At 74.9% G+C, this 13,781-nt stretch carries 18 protein-coding genes and 1 pseudogene; 5 read left to right on the forward strand and 14 right to left on the reverse strand.

What is annotated here, in order from left to right:
- Positions 1–167: 167 nt before the first annotated feature.
- Positions 168–1,610 (reverse strand): PLP-dependent aminotransferase family protein, encoded by a 1,443-nt coding sequence (locus tag ACFV0O_RS16410; RefSeq protein ID WP_380341786.1) that lies wholly within the window; start codon positions 1,608–1,610, stop codon positions 168–170.
- A gap of 31 nt (positions 1,611–1,641) precedes the next feature.
- Between ACFV0O_RS16410 and ACFV0O_RS16415 the strand changes: the two genes are divergently transcribed.
- Positions 1,642–1,968: a hypothetical protein gene (locus tag ACFV0O_RS16415; protein ID WP_380341789.1), complete on the forward strand. Its 327-nt coding sequence runs from the start codon at positions 1,642–1,644 to the stop codon at positions 1,966–1,968.
- Between the two features lie 38 nt (positions 1,969–2,006).
- Here ACFV0O_RS16415 and ACFV0O_RS16420 read toward each other — a convergent pair whose 3' ends face one another.
- Positions 2,007–2,453 carry a carboxymuconolactone decarboxylase family protein gene (locus tag ACFV0O_RS16420; protein WP_380341884.1) on the reverse strand — a complete coding sequence of 149 codons (447 nt, stop codon included), beginning with the start codon at positions 2,451–2,453 and terminating at the stop codon, positions 2,007–2,009.
- Between the two features lie 153 nt (positions 2,454–2,606).
- Between ACFV0O_RS16420 and ACFV0O_RS16425 the strand changes: the two genes are divergently transcribed.
- Entirely contained in the window at positions 2,607–3,473 is an 867-nt protein-coding gene (locus ACFV0O_RS16425) for a sigma-70 family RNA polymerase sigma factor (protein WP_380341792.1), read from the forward strand.
- A gap of 55 nt (positions 3,474–3,528) precedes the next feature.
- On the opposite strand, the gene ACFV0O_RS16430 is transcribed toward ACFV0O_RS16425, so the two are convergent.
- A complete protein-coding gene (locus ACFV0O_RS16430; protein WP_380341795.1) occupies positions 3,529–4,335 on the reverse strand; it encodes a glucose 1-dehydrogenase in 807 nt (268 codons plus the stop codon).
- 69 nt (positions 4,336–4,404) lie between these two features.
- Here ACFV0O_RS16430 and ACFV0O_RS16435 point away from each other — a divergent pair, with 69 nt between their 5' ends.
- Positions 4,405–5,091 (forward strand): alpha/beta fold hydrolase, encoded by a 687-nt coding sequence (locus ACFV0O_RS16435; protein WP_380341797.1) that lies wholly within the window; start codon positions 4,405–4,407, stop codon positions 5,089–5,091.
- Positions 5,092–5,106: 15 nt separating this feature from the next.
- On the opposite strand, the gene ACFV0O_RS16440 is transcribed toward ACFV0O_RS16435, so the two are convergent.
- The 3 genes from ACFV0O_RS16440 to ACFV0O_RS16450 all read right to left on the reverse strand — a co-directional run bounded on the left by ACFV0O_RS16440 (position 5,107) and on the right by ACFV0O_RS16450 (position 7,251).
- Positions 5,107–6,024 (reverse strand): undecaprenyl-diphosphate phosphatase, encoded by a 918-nt coding sequence (locus ACFV0O_RS16440; protein ID WP_380341799.1) that lies wholly within the window; start codon positions 6,022–6,024, stop codon positions 5,107–5,109.
- Positions 6,025–6,123: 99 nt separating this feature from the next.
- Positions 6,124–6,324: a hypothetical protein gene (locus ACFV0O_RS16445; protein WP_380341802.1), complete on the reverse strand. Its 201-nt coding sequence runs from the start codon at positions 6,322–6,324 to the stop codon at positions 6,124–6,126.
- Positions 6,325–6,450: 126 nt separating this feature from the next.
- Entirely contained in the window at positions 6,451–7,251 is an 801-nt protein-coding gene (locus ACFV0O_RS16450; protein ID WP_380341805.1) for an NRDE family protein, read from the reverse strand.
- A gap of 155 nt (positions 7,252–7,406) precedes the next feature.
- Here ACFV0O_RS16450 and ACFV0O_RS16455 point away from each other — a divergent pair, with 155 nt between their 5' ends.
- Together ACFV0O_RS16455 and ACFV0O_RS16460 are read left to right on the forward strand one after the other, a co-directional pair.
- Complete coding sequence (locus tag ACFV0O_RS16455) at positions 7,407–7,907, forward strand: carboxymuconolactone decarboxylase family protein (protein ID WP_360257725.1); 501 nt, start codon at positions 7,407–7,409, stop codon at positions 7,905–7,907.
- A gap of 11 nt (positions 7,908–7,918) precedes the next feature.
- Positions 7,919–8,746, forward strand: coding sequence for an isocitrate lyase/phosphoenolpyruvate mutase family protein (locus tag ACFV0O_RS16460; protein WP_380341808.1), 828 nt, complete (start codon positions 7,919–7,921; stop codon positions 8,744–8,746).
- 52 nt (positions 8,747–8,798) lie between these two features.
- On the opposite strand, the gene ACFV0O_RS16465 is transcribed toward ACFV0O_RS16460, so the two are convergent.
- From ACFV0O_RS16465 to ACFV0O_RS16500, 8 genes and pseudogenes are all read right to left on the reverse strand, one after another.
- Positions 8,799–9,029, reverse strand: coding sequence for a hypothetical protein (locus ACFV0O_RS16465; protein WP_380341811.1), 231 nt, complete (start codon positions 9,027–9,029; stop codon positions 8,799–8,801).
- Positions 9,030–9,034: 5 nt separating this feature from the next.
- Positions 9,035–9,307: a hypothetical protein gene (locus tag ACFV0O_RS16470; protein WP_380341813.1), complete on the reverse strand. Its 273-nt coding sequence runs from the start codon at positions 9,305–9,307 to the stop codon at positions 9,035–9,037.
- Between the two features lie 75 nt (positions 9,308–9,382).
- Positions 9,383–10,501, reverse strand: a complete 1,119-nt coding sequence (locus tag ACFV0O_RS16475; protein WP_380341816.1) for a cytochrome P450 — start codon at positions 10,499–10,501, stop codon at positions 9,383–9,385.
- The gene (locus tag ACFV0O_RS16480; RefSeq protein WP_380341819.1) at positions 10,465–11,958 is read right to left on the reverse strand and encodes a cytochrome P450; all 1,494 of its coding nucleotides are present in this window, start codon (positions 11,956–11,958) and stop codon (positions 10,465–10,467) included. Before ACFV0O_RS16480 ends, ACFV0O_RS16475 begins: the two co-directional genes overlap by 37 nt.
- Positions 11,955–12,590 (reverse strand): ATP/GTP-binding protein, encoded by a 636-nt coding sequence (locus tag ACFV0O_RS16485; RefSeq protein WP_380341821.1) that lies wholly within the window; start codon positions 12,588–12,590, stop codon positions 11,955–11,957. Before ACFV0O_RS16485 ends, ACFV0O_RS16480 begins: the two co-directional genes overlap by 4 nt.
- Positions 12,568–12,933, reverse strand: a complete 366-nt coding sequence (locus ACFV0O_RS16490) for a DUF742 domain-containing protein (protein ID WP_380341823.1) — start codon at positions 12,931–12,933, stop codon at positions 12,568–12,570. Before ACFV0O_RS16490 ends, ACFV0O_RS16485 begins: the two co-directional genes overlap by 23 nt.
- The gene (locus ACFV0O_RS16495) at positions 12,930–13,343 is read right to left on the reverse strand and encodes a roadblock/LC7 domain-containing protein (protein ID WP_380341826.1); all 414 of its coding nucleotides are present in this window, start codon (positions 13,341–13,343) and stop codon (positions 12,930–12,932) included. Before ACFV0O_RS16495 ends, ACFV0O_RS16490 begins: the two co-directional genes overlap by 4 nt.
- A pseudogene (locus ACFV0O_RS16500) lies at positions 13,327–13,781 on the reverse strand (hypothetical protein); the annotation flags it as partial. The gene ACFV0O_RS16495 and the pseudogene ACFV0O_RS16500, both read right to left, overlap by 17 nt.

Below are 13,781 nucleotides of genomic sequence, written 5' to 3' on the forward strand. Positions count from 1 at the left end.
CAAGCGCTGCGCAGCAGTTCGCAGCGGTCTGTGCCGTCCCGCTCCTCTGCACCCCTCAAGCGCTGCGCAGCAGTTCGCAGCGGTCTGTGCCGTCCCGCTCCTCTGCACCCCTCAAGCGCTGCGCAGCAGTTCGCAGCGGTCTGTGCCGTCCCCCTCCTCTCCACCCCTCAAGCCCTGCGCAGCAGTTCGCAGAGGGCCTGGAGCGCCGCCGGGAAGGCGTGTTCGGGTGGGGTGGCGTAGCCGATGACGAGGGCGGGCGGGGTGTCGGTGGGGGTCGGGGTGGCGCGGTGCCAGATGAGGCCGTTGAGGGAGAGGCCGGCGGCCTGGGCACGGGCGAGGAGTTCGGGTTCGGGGGTGGAGCCGGGCGGCAGTTGGAGGACGGCGTGCAGGCCGGCCGCGATGCCGGTGACCCGGACGTGCGGGGCGTGTTCGGCGAGTGCGGTGACCAGTCGGTCGCGGCGGCGCCGGTAGTGGAGGCGGCAGCGCCGGACGTGGCGGTCGTAGGTGCCGGAGGTGATCAGTTCGGCCAGGGTGAGCTGGTCGAGCACCGGGGACATGGTGTCGGCCAGTGTCTTCAGCCGGGCGACGGGTTCGACCAGGGTGTCCGGCAGGGCGAGCCAGGCCAGTCGCAGGCCCGGTGCGAGGCTCTTGGCGGCGGTGCCGGCGTAGACGACCCGCTCCGGGTCGAGCGCCTGCATCGCGCCGAGGGGTTGCCGGTCGTAGCGGAACTCGCCGTCGTAGTCGTCCTCGATGACGTACCGGTCGTGTTCGCGGGCCCACCGGACGGCGTCCGCCCGCCGTTCGGCGGAGAGCGGGGCGCCGGTGGGGTACTGGTGGGCGGGGGTGAGCAGGACGGCGCCGGGGCGGCTGTCGAGCCGGTCGACGCGGGCGCCCTCGTCGTCCAGTGGCAGCGGGAGGGTGGTGAGTCCGGCGGCCCGGGCGACGGCGTGCTGGGGCGGCAGCCCGTACTCCTCGACGGCGAGTGCGCGGGCGCCGCGGTCGCGCAGGGCGGTGCAGAGCAGGCCGAGGCCCTGGGTGACGCCGGTGCAGACGAGCAGGTGGTCGGGGTCGGTGCGGACGCCCCGGACGCGGGCGAGGTAGTGGGTGAGGGCCTGCCGCAGTTCGATCCGGCCGAGCGGGCTGCCGTAGTCGAGGGCGTCGTGGGGCGCGGTGGCGAGGGCGCGGCGGGCGGCGGCGAGCCAGGCGGTGCGGGGGAAGAGGGAGAGGTCGGGCCGTCCGGACATGAGGTCGTGCCGGCCGGTCCGCCGTCGGGGTGCCGTCGGGTCGGCGGCGGACGCGGGCCGTCGGCCGGGGGTGGGTGGTTCCGGCCGGGCACGGCGGGCGACGGTGGTGCCGGAGCCCTGTCGGGAGTCGAGCCAGCCTTCCGCGGTGAGCTGGCCGTACGCCTCGACGACGGTGTTGCGGGCGATCCCGAGGTCCTCGCCGAGGGCCCGGGAGGAGGGCAGCCGGGTACCGGGGGCGAGCCGTCCGTCCTGGACGGCTTCGCGCAGGGCGTCCTCCAGGGCGACCCGCAGTCCGGTGCCGGCGGCGCGCCGCTCGGTGAGGTCCAGGTGCAGGTCGCCGCCGAAGGAGGTCCAGGAGCTGGTCACGGCCCCATTCTCGCGCGGTGGTGCGGGGTCGGTGCTGCGGGATCGGCCGAGTCCCGGGAGCCGGAAGCTCCGGATCGGCTGGCACGAGGTCGCGGAGGTCGGGGTCCGCCCGTTGGAGACGGTGCAGCGGCTCCGGGCGGCCCTGCCGGTCCTGCCGGGCCTGCCGGAGATGTACTGCCTGGCAGTGAAACCGGTGGCCGGCTGGACCGGGCCCGAGTCCCGGACCGATTCCAAGGGCTGGGTCAGGGTGTGGGACCTGGGAGCGACGGGCGTCGTGCCGTTCGAGCTCGAAGCCGCACCGGAGCGGTTCGCCGGTGACCGCTGGGACACCGAGGCGTCCGAGTCCGACGGCGGGTAGCGGTGCCGGACCGGCCGGGATCCCCCCAGGGGCCGGTTTCACCAGGTGGTTCCGGCGGGTTCTTCGATGGTGGCGTTGATGCGGTTGAAGAAGTTGGTCAGCGCGATCATCAGGATGATCGCGGAGAGCTGCTCCTCGTCGAAGTGGTCGGCGGCGGCGTCCCAGACCTCGTCGGGGACGGCCCGGCCGGTGCGGTCGGCGATCCGGGTGGCGGCTTCGGTGAGTTCGAGGGCGGCGCGTTCTTCGTCGGTGAAGAACGGGGCCTCGCGCCAGGCGGCGACGGCGTGCAGTCGCTCGTCGGTCTCGCCGTGCTTCTTGGCGCCCTGGACGCCGGAGAAGACGCAGGCGCTGCAGCCGTTGATCTGGCTGGCGCGCAGGTGGACGAGTTCCAGGATCCGCGGGGCCGCGCCGCCCTGGAACATGGCCTTGTAGATGGTCCGGATGCCCTTGGTCGCGTCGGGCAGGACCACGGCGGGGTTCTTCATGCGGGCGGTGCGGGTGGTGTGGCCGGTGGTGGTCACGGTGGTCTCCTCGTCGGTTAGCGTCCGTCACTGGACCGACGGATCCCGACGCGAGGATGTGACAGCGTGAGCGAGGAAGTTCCATCGACTGACCCGGGCCGTGCCGAACCGGCCGATTTGGCAGCGCGGTTCGAGGCGGAGCGCCCGCAACTGCGCGTGGTGGCCTACCGGATGCTCGGGTCGATCGCCGAGGCCGACGACGCCGTCCAGGAGGCCTGGTTGAAGCTGGCCCGCAGTGACGTGGGCGGGGTGCGGAACCTGGGGGCGTGGCTGACCACGGTGGTGGGCCGGGTCTGCCTGGACCTGCTGCGGTCCCGGACGTCGCGTCGGGAGGATCCGCTGCCGGAGCAGGACGGGCAGGTGCGGCTGCCGGATCCGGTGGTCAGCGGGCTGGCGGCGCTGGATCCGGTGCACGAGATCCTGGTGGCGGATTCCGTGGGGATCGCGCTGATGGTGGTCCTGGAGACGCTGTCCCCGGCGGAGCGGGTGGCCTTCGTGCTGCACGACATGTTCGAGGTGCCCTTCGACGGGATCGCCGAGGTGCTGGGCCGCACGTCGGCCTCGACCCGGCAGTTGGCCAGCCGGGCCCGCCGCCGGGTGCAGGGCGCGACCCCGGCCGCGGACGCCGACGTGGCCCGCAAGCGCGAGGTGGTGGAGGCCTTCCTGAGCGCTTCCCGCGGCGGTGACTTCGACGCTCTGCTGGCGGTGCTGGACCCGGACGTGGTGGCGCGTTCGGACGGCGGCACGCTGGTGCGGAGCGTGCTGCGGCGCGGTGCGGCGGACGTCGCCTCGCAGGCGATCACCTTCGCCCGCTTCGCCGCCGACGGCCGTCCGGTCCTGGTCAACGGTTCGCCGGGTGTGGTGGCGTTCGCCGACGGCCGTCCGCTGTCGGTGATGTCGTTCACCATCCACGGGGGCCGGATCACCGCGATGGACATCCTCACCGACCCGACCCGGTTGGCCGCCCTGGGCCTCGGGGCCTGAGTGCCGCGCCGTGCTCCGGGTCCGTCCGGCGGGTGCCGGGCGGACCCGGAGCAGGTCAGGCCAGGCCGCCGGTGGCGCGGAGGTTCTGGCCGGTGATCCAGCGGCCGTCCGGGCCGGCCAGGAACGCGACGACGTCGGCGATGTCCTCGGGGTCGCCGAGCCGGCGCAGCGGGGTGAGGGTGGCGACGCGGGTGAGCGCCTCGGGCGGGTTGGTGCCGCGCAGCAGGTCGGTGTCGGTGGCGCCGGGGGAGACGGTGTTGACGGTGATCCCGCGCGGGCCGAGTTCGACGGCTGCGACGGCGGTGAGCTGCTCGACGGCGCCCTTGCTGGCGGCGTACGCGGCGATGCCGGGAACGGGCCGGACGGTGTTCGCGGTGGAGATGTTGACGATGCGTCCGCCGTCGCGCATCCGGCGGGCGGCGTAGCGGACGGTGGCGAAGACGGAGCGGGTGTTGACCGCCAGGACAGCGTCGAGGGCCGTGTCGTCCAGTTCGGCGAGCGGGGTGGGGACGAAGGACGTGGCGGCGTTGTTCACGAGGACGTCCAGCCCGCCGAGCCGGTCCTCCGCCTCGGCCATCAGCCGCTCGGCGGCGCCCGGTTCGCCGAGGTCGGCGCGCAGGGCCCAGGCGCGGCCGCCCCCGGCCTCGACGGCACGGACCACCTCGGCGGCGGCCCGGTCGTCGTGGGCGTAGCCGAGGACCACGTCGGCGCCGTCGCGGGCCAGTCGGCGGACGATGGCCCGCCCGATGCCCCGGGAGCCGCCGGTGACGACCGCCGCCCTGCGCTGCGGGGAGTCCGGCCCGCGCTGCTCCGCATCCGCCGTGCCATGCGGCGAGTCCGGCCTGTCCCATGCTTCCGTCATGCTTCCTCCACGTGTTGTTCGCCGTTGCTTCCCGGGCTGCGGTCGCGCCTGCGCGCTACGGTGCCGCCCATGGCGAACTTTGTACTCGTAGCGGGTGCGTGGCTGGGTTCCTGGGCCTGGGACGAGGTCGTGCCGGAGTTGCGCGCGGCCGGGCACGGGGCCCATCCGTTGACGTTGTCCGGGCTGGCGGAGCGGCGGGACGCGCCGGCCGGGCAGGGGGCGCACGTGGCGGACGTGGTGGCCGAGGTGGAGCGGCTCGACCTGCGGGAGGTCGTGCTGGTCGGGCACAGTTACTCGGGTGTCCCGGTCGGGCAGGCCGCCGAGCGGATCGGCGGCCGGCTGGCCGGGCTGGTGCTGGTGGACGCCAACGTGCCGGTGGCGGGGGAGTCCTTCGCCGACCAGATACCGGAGCCGGCGGCGTTGCGGGCGGAGCTCGCCGCGCACGGGGGCTGGTGGCCGCCGTTGCCGCCGGCCGAGTTCGCGGGGCAGGGGCTGACGACCGGGCAGATCGCCCGGATCGCCGAGCGGGCGACCCCGCACCCGGGCGCCTCGCTGACCGAACCGGCGGTGCTGGAGGGCCCGTTGAGTGCTCTGCCGGCGTTGTACGTGAAGTGTCTGCTGGACTGGCCGGAGCCGCCGCCGGTGGTCGCCGGTCTGGTCGCGGACGGTCACTGGCGGCTGGCCGAGCTGGACACCGGGCACTGGCCGATGTTCTCCCGTCCGGCCGAGCTCGCCCGGGTCCTGGGCGGGTTCTGACGCCGGGCGGGCGGGTCAGACGGACAGGAAGACCGCGCTGCCGACGCCGGCGAGGAAGCAGTAGATCGCGAACGGCGTGAGGCTGCGGGTCTCGAAGTACCTGGTGAGGAACCGCACCGAGACGTACCCGGCCACGAAGGCGGCGACGCTGCCGGCGGCCACCGGGCCGAGGACGGCGGAGTTCTCCGGCTTGAACAGCTCGGGGACCTTCAGGACCGAGGCGGCGAGGATGACCGGGGTGGCGAGCAGGAAGGAGAACCGGGCGGCGTCCTCGTGGTGCAGTCCGCGCAGGATGCCGGCGCTCATGGTGACGCCGGAGCGGCTGATGCCGGGGAACAGCGCGAGGATCTGCGCGGCGCCGATCCAGGCGCCCTGTCCGTAGCCGAGCCTGGTCAGCCGGTGGTCGGAGGCGATCGCCGGGTCGGTGCCGGGTTCGTCGACGGGGGCGGCGTGTCCGGCCCGGCGGCGGCCGGTGCCGCCGCGCTTGAGCCGCTCGGCGCCGAGCAGGACGAGCCCGTTGAGGGCGAGGAAGACGGCGGCCGGGACGGGCTTGCCGAGCGCGTTGCGCAGCGCCTTCTCCAGGGCGAGGCCGGCCACCCCGACCGGGATGGTGGAGAGGATGAGCAGCCAGGCGAGCTTCTCGTTGCGGGTCTCCACCCGGCGGTGGCGGATCGAGCCGACCAGTCCGCTGACGACGCGGACCCAGTCCTTCCAGAAGTAGACGACCAGCGCGAGCGCGGTGGCCAGGTGCAGGGCGACCAGGGCGGCGAGGTAGGAGGAGCCCTCGGCGGTCATGTCGAGGTCGTGCTGGATCTTCCCGCCGATCAGGGCGGGCAGCAGGATGCTGTGGCCGAGGCTGGAGACCGGGAAGAGTTCCGTCACACCCTGCAGCAGGCCGACGCCTATCGCTTCCGGGTAGGTCAGGGTGGACATCGCGCACCTTCGCTCGGGGGGTAGCGGCCGGCCTGATCCGGTGGCCCTCGCGAAGCTACTACGGGCATGTAGACGACCGGCAGCCCCGCCGCCAGAAGTTCACCGACCGTACGTCTGGGTGACATCGGCCCCGAAGTGGTGGATCAACGCCCCTGCTACGGCGGCCAGTACGGTGCCGGACGGGAAGGCCCGGTGGGCCACGTCGCCGAGCAGCACGACGGCGCTCACCGTGAGCGGGGCGGCCACCAGGGGCAGGGCGACGGTCAGGACGGCGGACAGGACGGCGGGCAGGCGGCGCATCGTGGCTCCTCGGTGCTCGGCTCCGAGCCCGGCTCCGGGCTCGACGCACGCCACGATGGCGCCTCCCGCTGCGTCAGGTTCAAGTCCTTTTCGCCGTGGCGCCGCTCGGTGCCCGGGCCGGCCCTGTCAGTCCGTCGCGATCCGCTGCCAGCCGGCCCCGTCCGCCCCGGTGGCCCCGTTTGCCGCGACCGGCGCGGCCGCGAAGTCGTACCGCAGCCGGTCCGGCCCGAGCGCGAGCAGCGAGATCGACGAGGAGCCCCAGATCCGCCCGTCGCCGAAGTCCCGCCGCTGGACCAGGGCCGCGTCCTCGTCCGGTGCCAGTCCGTCGCCGGCGACGATCGGCAGCCAGGCGCCCCAGGCCCGTGCGGTCGGCCCGTCGCCGGTCGGCTCGGGCCGGTGTGCGGCGGTGAAGCGGGCCCGGAAGTGGTCGGCGCGGGCGGCCATCAGCGCGCTGATCCGCTCGGAGGCGGAGCGGTTGGCGGCCAGGCCCTCCAGTCCGTCGTTGAGCACGACGCTGAGCCCGGCGGGCAGTTCGCGCTCCTCCAGCCGGCCGTCGCCCCAGCTGGCGACCCGGGCGCCGTCGGGCCGGACCAGGACGAGGTGGAACGGGTCGTACGGGGTGAGGTCGAGGTGGCCGATCCCGTCCTCGGTGACGGCGGTGAGTGGCAGCCCGCCCCGGGTGCGCCGGGAGTCGGCGGGGGCGAGCGGGCCGAAGCCGTTGAGCAGGCAGGCGGCGGTCCGCCGGGCGGGGTCGACGGCCAGCCAGGTGCCGCCGGCCGCGAGGTCCAGGCCGCCGAGCAGTCCCGGCCGGTCCGGCCAGTGGTGGTCCGGCGGCAGCCAGGCGCGTCCCAGGTACTCGTCCCGGACGGACAGCAGCAGGACCGGTACGGCCGCTCCCGGTTCGATGCTGACGAACGCCGTGCACACGACCCTGTCCCCTGACCTCGTGCCGTCGGCGGTGTCCTGCCGACGGTGCCCTGTCAGCGATCCTCGCACGCCCGTTCGTACGCCGGAAGTGGCCCAAGGAACCGGGTGCCGAATGAACCAGGGTGGCGGGCCACTGTGCTTCTAGGCTGGCGCTCATGACGACGAACGAGACCGTGACGACCCCCGACGCGGCGGCCGGCGCGCCCGTGCCGGCCCCGGCCCAGCGCATCGTGCTGCCGAAGCTCGCGCCCGCCTACTACCAGGCGATGGTCGCCGTGGACCAGGCCGCCCGCACCGGCCTCGACCCGGTGATCGTCGAACTGGTCAAGCTGCACGCCTCGATGATCAACGGCTGTGCCTACTGCATCGACATGCACTCCACCGACGCCGTCAAGCAGGGCGAGCGGGAGCACCGCCTGCTCTCCCTCCCCGCGTGGCGCGAGACCCCGTGGTTCACCGCCCGCGAGCGCGCCGCCCTGGCCCTCACCGAGTCGGTCACCCGGCTGACCGAGGGCCACGTGCCGGACGCCGTGTGGGCGCAGGCCGCCGAACAGTTCGAGGAGGCGGAGCTGGCCCAGCTGGTCGCGCTGATCGCGACCATCAACGCCTGGAACCGGATCGGTGTGAGCACCCGCCTGAGCCCGGCCGCGAAGTGAGGTCCGGGGACGTGACGACGAACGGGACCGTGACGGTCCGGCGGGAGAAGGCCCGGCTGCTCCGGGAGCTGCACCGCCCGGGCGAGCCGCTGGTGCTGGCGAACGTGTGGGACGCGGCGAGCGCCCGCCTGGTGGCGGCCACCGGGGCGCGAGCGGTGGCGACGGCCAGCGCGAGCGTCTGCTGGTCGCTCGGCAGCCCGGACGGCGGCGGCGCCGACCGCGAGCAGGTGCTGGCCAGGACCGCCCAGGTGGTCCGGTCGGTCGAGCTGCCGGTCACCGCGGACCTGGAGGACGGCTACGCGGACACCGCGGCCGGGGTCGGCGAGACCGTCACCGCGCTGCTGGCCACCGGCGCCGTCGGGGTGAACCTGGAGGACGGCGGACGCCCCCGGGAGGAGGCCGCCGAGCGGATCGCGGCGGCCCGTGCGGCGGCCGACGCGGCGGGCGTCCCGCTCGTCGTCAACGGGCGCACCGACGTGTTCCTGCACGGGACCGGCGCCCCGGAGGAGCGGCTGGACGAGGCGGTCCGCCGGCTGCGGGTGTACGTCGAGGCGGGCGCGGACGTCGTGTTCGCCCCCGGCGTGGCCGACCCGGAGACCATCGCCGCCCTGGTCGCGGCCGTCCCGGCGCCGCTGAACGTGCTGGCCGGGCCGGGTTCCCCGTCGGTCGCCGAACTGGCGGAGCTCGGCGTGGCCCGGATCAGCCTGGGCCCCGGCCTGGCCAAGGCGGCGTACGCGGCGGTCCGCCGGGCCGCCGAGGAGGTCTACGCGAGCGGCACCTACACCGCGCTGGACGGCGGGCTGACCTACCCGGAGCTCAACGGGCTCTTCACGGGCTGACACCGGGCCGCGGGCGGCCGACCGCACGGGGGTCGGTCGGTCGCCCGGGCTCTCAGCCGAGGGCGTGGTCGACGGCGTTGCCCCGGCCGCAGTCGTCCACGTGGTCGCCGAGCGAGCCGCCGAGCACCGGCACCACCGCCACCTCCTGCAGGCAGAGGGCGGCGGCGGTGACGCCCCAGCCGCGGGCCGGGGGGACCCCGCCGCCCTCGTCGGCGGCCGCGGGGGCGGCGGGAACGGCCAGCGACAGCACGGCGAGCGCGAGGGCGAGCGGCCCGGCAGCCACTGCCGTCAGCCGATCTGGCCGCTGAGCCCCGGGTGGCTCATCTGGTTGGTGCCGACGGCCTCCACCTCGTTGGCGGTGTGCCCGATCACCGGGAGCTTGCCCGCGGTCTGCAGGGCGAGGTCGGCGGGGGAGAGGTTGAGGCCGTCGGTCAGACCGCCGGTGGCGTCCGGCGAGGTGGCGGTCTGGGTGGTGGCGCAGGCCGCGGGGGCGGCGATGGCGAGGCCTGCCATGGTGAGGGCGGCCAGGGTGGCGAGCTTCTTCGTGCCGTGGGTCTTCATGCCGTGGCTCCTCGCGCCGTGGTCCTTGGTGCGGTGGTTCGTCATGCACTGCCGAACGACCCGGCCGCCCTCAGGTCACCCGCCGGGCCGGACGGTCACCCACAGGGTTCGCACGCTGTTGCTGACGAACGACGCGATCGGCTCGTTCGTCCGGCCCTCCGCGAGGGCCAGTGCGGGGAACCGGGCGAACAGGTGCCGCAGCGCCGTCTCGGCCTCCAGCCGGGCCAGTCCGGAGCCGAGGCAGAAGTGCGGGCCGTGGCCGAGCGACAGGTGCCGGGCGGGCTGCCGGGTGAGGTCGAAGCGGTCGGCGTCGGGGTGGTGTCCGGAGTCGCGCCCGGCCGCCGCGTAGGAGGCCAGCAGCGCCTCGCCGCGCCGGATCACCACGTCGCCGACCTCGATGTCCTCGGTCGCGTAGCGCAGCGGGAACTGCCCGACCGGCGAGTCGTAGCGCAGCGTCTCCTCGACCACCGCCGACCACGGCTGCGCGCCGTCCAGGACGAGCCGCAGCTGGTCCGGGTGGGCGAGCAGGGCGCGGACGGCGTTGGTGATCAGGTTGAGCGTGGTCTCGTGCCCGGCGACCAGCATCAGCAGCAGGGTGCCGACGAGTTCGGCCTCGCTGAGCCGGTCGCCGGCCTCGCGGACGGCGATCAGGTCGGTGGTCAGGTCGTCGCCGGGTTCGGCCCGCTTGGCCGCGACCACCGAGGCCAGCAGCGCGTTCAGGTCCCGCTGCGCGGCGATGGCCGCCGCGGGGGTGGCCGAGCTGGAGACCAGGGTGTCGGACAGCTCGTGCAGCTCGTCCTGCTGCTCCAGCGCGAGCCCGAGCAGTTCGCCGATGACCTGCATCGGCAGCGGGTAGGCGAAGTGCTCGCGCAGGTCGAACTCGCCGTCCAGCTCGGCGACGTCGTCGAGCAGCGCGACGGTCCTGGCCTCGATGGCGGGGGCCAGCTGGGCGATCCGGCGCGGGGTGAACGCCTGGGACACCAGTCCGCGCAGCCGCCGGTGGTCGTCCCCGTCGGCGGTGACCATGCCGGGGACGGCGATGAAGTTGGTCAGCGGCCAGCCTTCCGGGAGGCGCCCCTCCCGGAAGGTCGTCCACAGCCGGGCGTTCTTGCCGACGCGGGGGTCGGCCAGCAGCGCCTGGAGGGTGTCGTGGTGGGTTATCGCCCAGACCACCACCCCGCCAGGGAGCTCCACCAGGACCGCGGGGCCGGCCGCGCGGAGTCGGGCGTTCTCTCCGTGCTGGTCGCCTCCGAAGGGGTCGAGTCTGACGGGTTCGGGGCGGGCTCCGGCGGAGTCGACGGCGGTGTCCATGCGGGCCTCTCGGGGGCTGGCGGGCGGGGCGGGGTGAAGGCGCTGTACAGCACCGGCAGGGCGGTCAGGGCCCGGGACCAGGGGGACGGTCGCCAGGCCAGTTCGCCTGCCGGGACGGCGAGTTGGAGGTCCGGCAGGCGGTGCAGCAGGGTCTCGACGGCGGTTTCGACGATGATCCGGGCCGGGTGCTGGGCCGGGCAGACGTGCCGGCCCGCACCCCACGCGAGGTGCGCCCGGTTGCCGCCGAGCGACCCCTGGGCGGCGGCGGAGACGCCCTGGGCGGCCGGGTCGGCGTTGGCCGCGGCCAGACCGAGGACCAGCATGTCGCCGGCGCTGATGTACTGGCCGCCGAGCACGGTGTCGCCGGTGGCCCAGCGGCCGGGGAAGTTCTGCGTCGGCGGGTCGCGCCAGAGCACCTCCTCCAGCGCGTCGGAGACGGTGAGCCGGCCGCCGGTGAGGGTGGCCCGGAAGCGCCGGTCGGTGAGCAGCAGCCGCAGGGTGTTGCCGGTCCAGTTGATCGAGGTCTCGTTGCCCGCGACCATCAGCACCACCAGGTGGTGCACCGCCTCCTCGTCGGTCAGCCCGGCCGGGTGGGCGAGCAGCCAGGAGGTGAGGTCGGCGCTGGGCGCAGCCCGGCGGCGCCGGACCAGGTCGACCAGGATCGCCTGGAACTCGGCGCCGGCCCGCTGTGACTGCGCGCTGCTGTCCACGAAGTGGCTGATCAGCTCGACCAGCCGGGGCCCGGCGTCGGCCGGCAGGCCGATCAGCTGGGTGAAGACCAGCAGGGGCAGCCGTCGCGCGTACTGGGCGATCAGGTCGGCGGTGCCGTCCGGTCCCCAGCTGTCGATCAGGCCGTTGGCGGCGGCCTCGGTGGTCCCGCGCAGCTGGTGGTGGTCGATCTGGGCGAGGGTGTCCGAGACGGCGGAGCGCAGCCGCTGGTGGTCGGCGCCGTCCAGGTTGAGCAGCGTCGGGCGCCAGGAGGTCATCGTCAGCAGCCGGGAGTCGGCGGCCAGCCGGCCCTCGGCGGGCACCCGCCAGCGGCGCGAGTCCTTGGAGAACAGCGCCTCGTTGCGGGTGAGTTCGAGCAGTTCGGCGTAGCCGAGGACGAGCCAGGCCTCGACGCCGGGCTCCAGCTCGATCGGCGCGACCGGGCCGTAGCGCTCGCGCAGCCGCAGGTACAGCCCGTGCGGGTCCTCGGCGACGGCCGGCCCGTACAGCGGGGTCAGCGGTACGCCGGTGGGCAGTCCGCCGGGCAGGCCCGCACCGGGCCCGACGGGCGGGCCGCCGTGCGCGACCGGGCAGCCGTGGGCGGCCGCGGCGCCGGGTTCGGTGGCGCTCATCCCTGCAGCTCCAGGACCGAGCTGCGGTGCAGGTGGTCGACGAAGTCGATCAGCAGGTCGTACGACTGCCGCCGGTCGCGGGCGTCGCAGAACAGGATCGGCACGTCCGGCAGCAGGTCCAGTGCCGAGCGCAGCTCCTCCTCCGGGTAACTCGGGGTGTCCGGGAAGGTGTTGACGGCTACGGCGAACGGGATGCGCTGCTCCTCCAGCCGGCCGAGGACGTCGAAGCTCTCGTCCGGACGGCGCAGGTCGACCATCGCGATGGCGCCGAGCGCGCCCCGCGACAGGTCGTCCCAGAGCGGCCAGAACCGCTGCTGCCCGGGCGTGCCGAACAGGTACAGCGCGAGCCGCGGGTTGAGCGTGATCCGGCCGAAGTCCAGCGCGACCGTGGTGGTCGTCTTGGTGCCGCGGCCGGTGAGGTCGTCGACGCCGCTGCTGGCGGCGGTCATGGTCTCCTCGGTGCGCAGCGGGGTGATCTCGCTCAGCGAGCCGACCAGGGTGGTCTTGCCGACCCCGAACGGGCCGGTGACCAGGATCTTGACCGCGCCCTGCACCGAGGACGGCAGGTACTGCGGCCCGTCGGCCGCACCGGCGGCCTCGGGGACGGCTTCAGCGGAGTTGGCGGAGGCCAACGAGCACCTCTTCCAGGAGGGTTGTGGGCAGGCGTTCGGCCTGCGGGACGGGCGGGAGCACCTGCACGGCGCCGAGGTCCCACAGGTCCCCGACCAGCACCTTGACGACGCCGAACGGCAGCCCCAGGTGGGCGGCCACCTCGGCGATGGACAGCAGGCTGTGGCAGATCCCGAGGATGCGCCGGTGCTCCCGGTTCAGCAGCTGGTGCTCGGGCAGTTCCGGCGGGTCGGACAGCCCTAATGGTCCGGGCAGGGCGCTGACCAGGCTCTCCACGGCCAGCTCGGGGCGGGTGGAGCGGCTGCGTCCACCGGTGATGACGTACGGCCGGACCGGCCCGCTCACCGGTGGCCCCCCGCCGCGTGGTCGACGCGCGGCGGGCTGGTGAGGTGGGTTCCGATCCGCTCGACCAGGACCTGCATCTGGTACGCGACCAGGCCGGCGTCCACCGCCTCGCTGGTCACCACGGCCAGGTGCGCGCCCGCCCCGGCGGCGACGATGAACAGGTAGCCGCCGCCGTACTCGATGATGATCTGGCGGGTGGCGCTGCCCGGTCCGCCGAAGCCGGTCGCGACGCCGCGGGCCAGCGACTGCAGTCCGGAGCAGGCGGCGGCGAGCCGTTCGGCGTCCTCGCGCGGGATGCCCGCGCTGCGGCCGATCTCCAGGCCGTCGTTGGAGACGACGACGGCGTGCCGGACCTGGGGGACGGCGATGATGTCGGCGAGCAGCCAGCCGAGGTCAGGGGTGGTGGTCATGGAACTCTCCGGAGCGCTGGGGAAGTCGGGGGGAAGCAGGGTCGGTGGGGCCGGGTTGGGCCTGGGCCCGGGCGGCCGATCGGCCGCTGGCGGTCCCGGCCTGGAACATCGCCATGAACGCCTGCGCGTCCCGGGCCGAGCGGTACGGCGGGGCGGGCGGCGGTGGGGGAGCGGCGTGCTGGGCGGGGCGGTTGGCGCGGTCGCGCCGGTGGCTCCGGCGGGGCAGTGGCGGCGGGGTGTCGCCGAGGAGGGGGCCCGGGCCCGGCGGCGGGGCCTCGACCAGGGGGTGGCCGAGGGGGGAGACCGGTCGGGGGTCGGGGTTGAACGCCCGGTCGTGCCGCCCGGGGGCGGGGCCGGGGGTGGGGGCGGGGGCGGTTGGGCCGGCGGGTGGGTGGATGAGGGCCACGCGCACGGCGCGGGACCGGGGGCGGTGCGCGG

The sequence above is a fragment of the Kitasatospora sp. NPDC059577 genome (assembly GCF_042735475.1).
Lineage (GTDB): Bacteria > Actinomycetota > Actinomycetes > Streptomycetales > Streptomycetaceae > Kitasatospora.

Bases quoted from the DNA above. Each gene is read 5' to 3' on its own strand.
- ACFV0O_RS16420 (WP_380341884.1), bottom strand. From the start codon at position 2,453: ATGAAGAACCCCGCCGTGGTCCTGCCCGACGCGACCAAGGGCATCCGG.
- ACFV0O_RS16430 (WP_380341795.1), bottom strand. From the start codon at position 4,335: ATGACGGAAGCATGGGACAGGCCGGACTCGCCGCATGGCACGGCGGAT.
- ACFV0O_RS16435 (WP_380341797.1), top strand. From the start codon at position 4,405: ATGGCGAACTTTGTACTCGTAGCGGGTGCGTGGCTGGGTTCCTGGGCC.
- ACFV0O_RS16440 (WP_380341799.1), bottom strand. From the start codon at position 6,024: ATGTCCACCCTGACCTACCCGGAAGCGATAGGCGTCGGCCTGCTGCAG.
- ACFV0O_RS16445 (WP_380341802.1), bottom strand. From the start codon at position 6,324: ATGCGCCGCCTGCCCGCCGTCCTGTCCGCCGTCCTGACCGTCGCCCTG.
- ACFV0O_RS16455 (WP_360257725.1), top strand. From the start codon at position 7,407: ATGACGACGAACGAGACCGTGACGACCCCCGACGCGGCGGCCGGCGCG.
- ACFV0O_RS16470 (WP_380341813.1), bottom strand. From the start codon at position 9,307: ATGAAGACCCACGGCACGAAGAAGCTCGCCACCCTGGCCGCCCTCACC.
- ACFV0O_RS16480 (WP_380341819.1), bottom strand. From the start codon at position 11,958: ATGAGCGCCACCGAACCCGGCGCCGCGGCCGCCCACGGCTGCCCGGTC.
- ACFV0O_RS16495 (WP_380341826.1), bottom strand. From the start codon at position 13,343: ATGACCACCACCCCTGACCTCGGCTGGCTGCTCGCCGACATCATCGCC.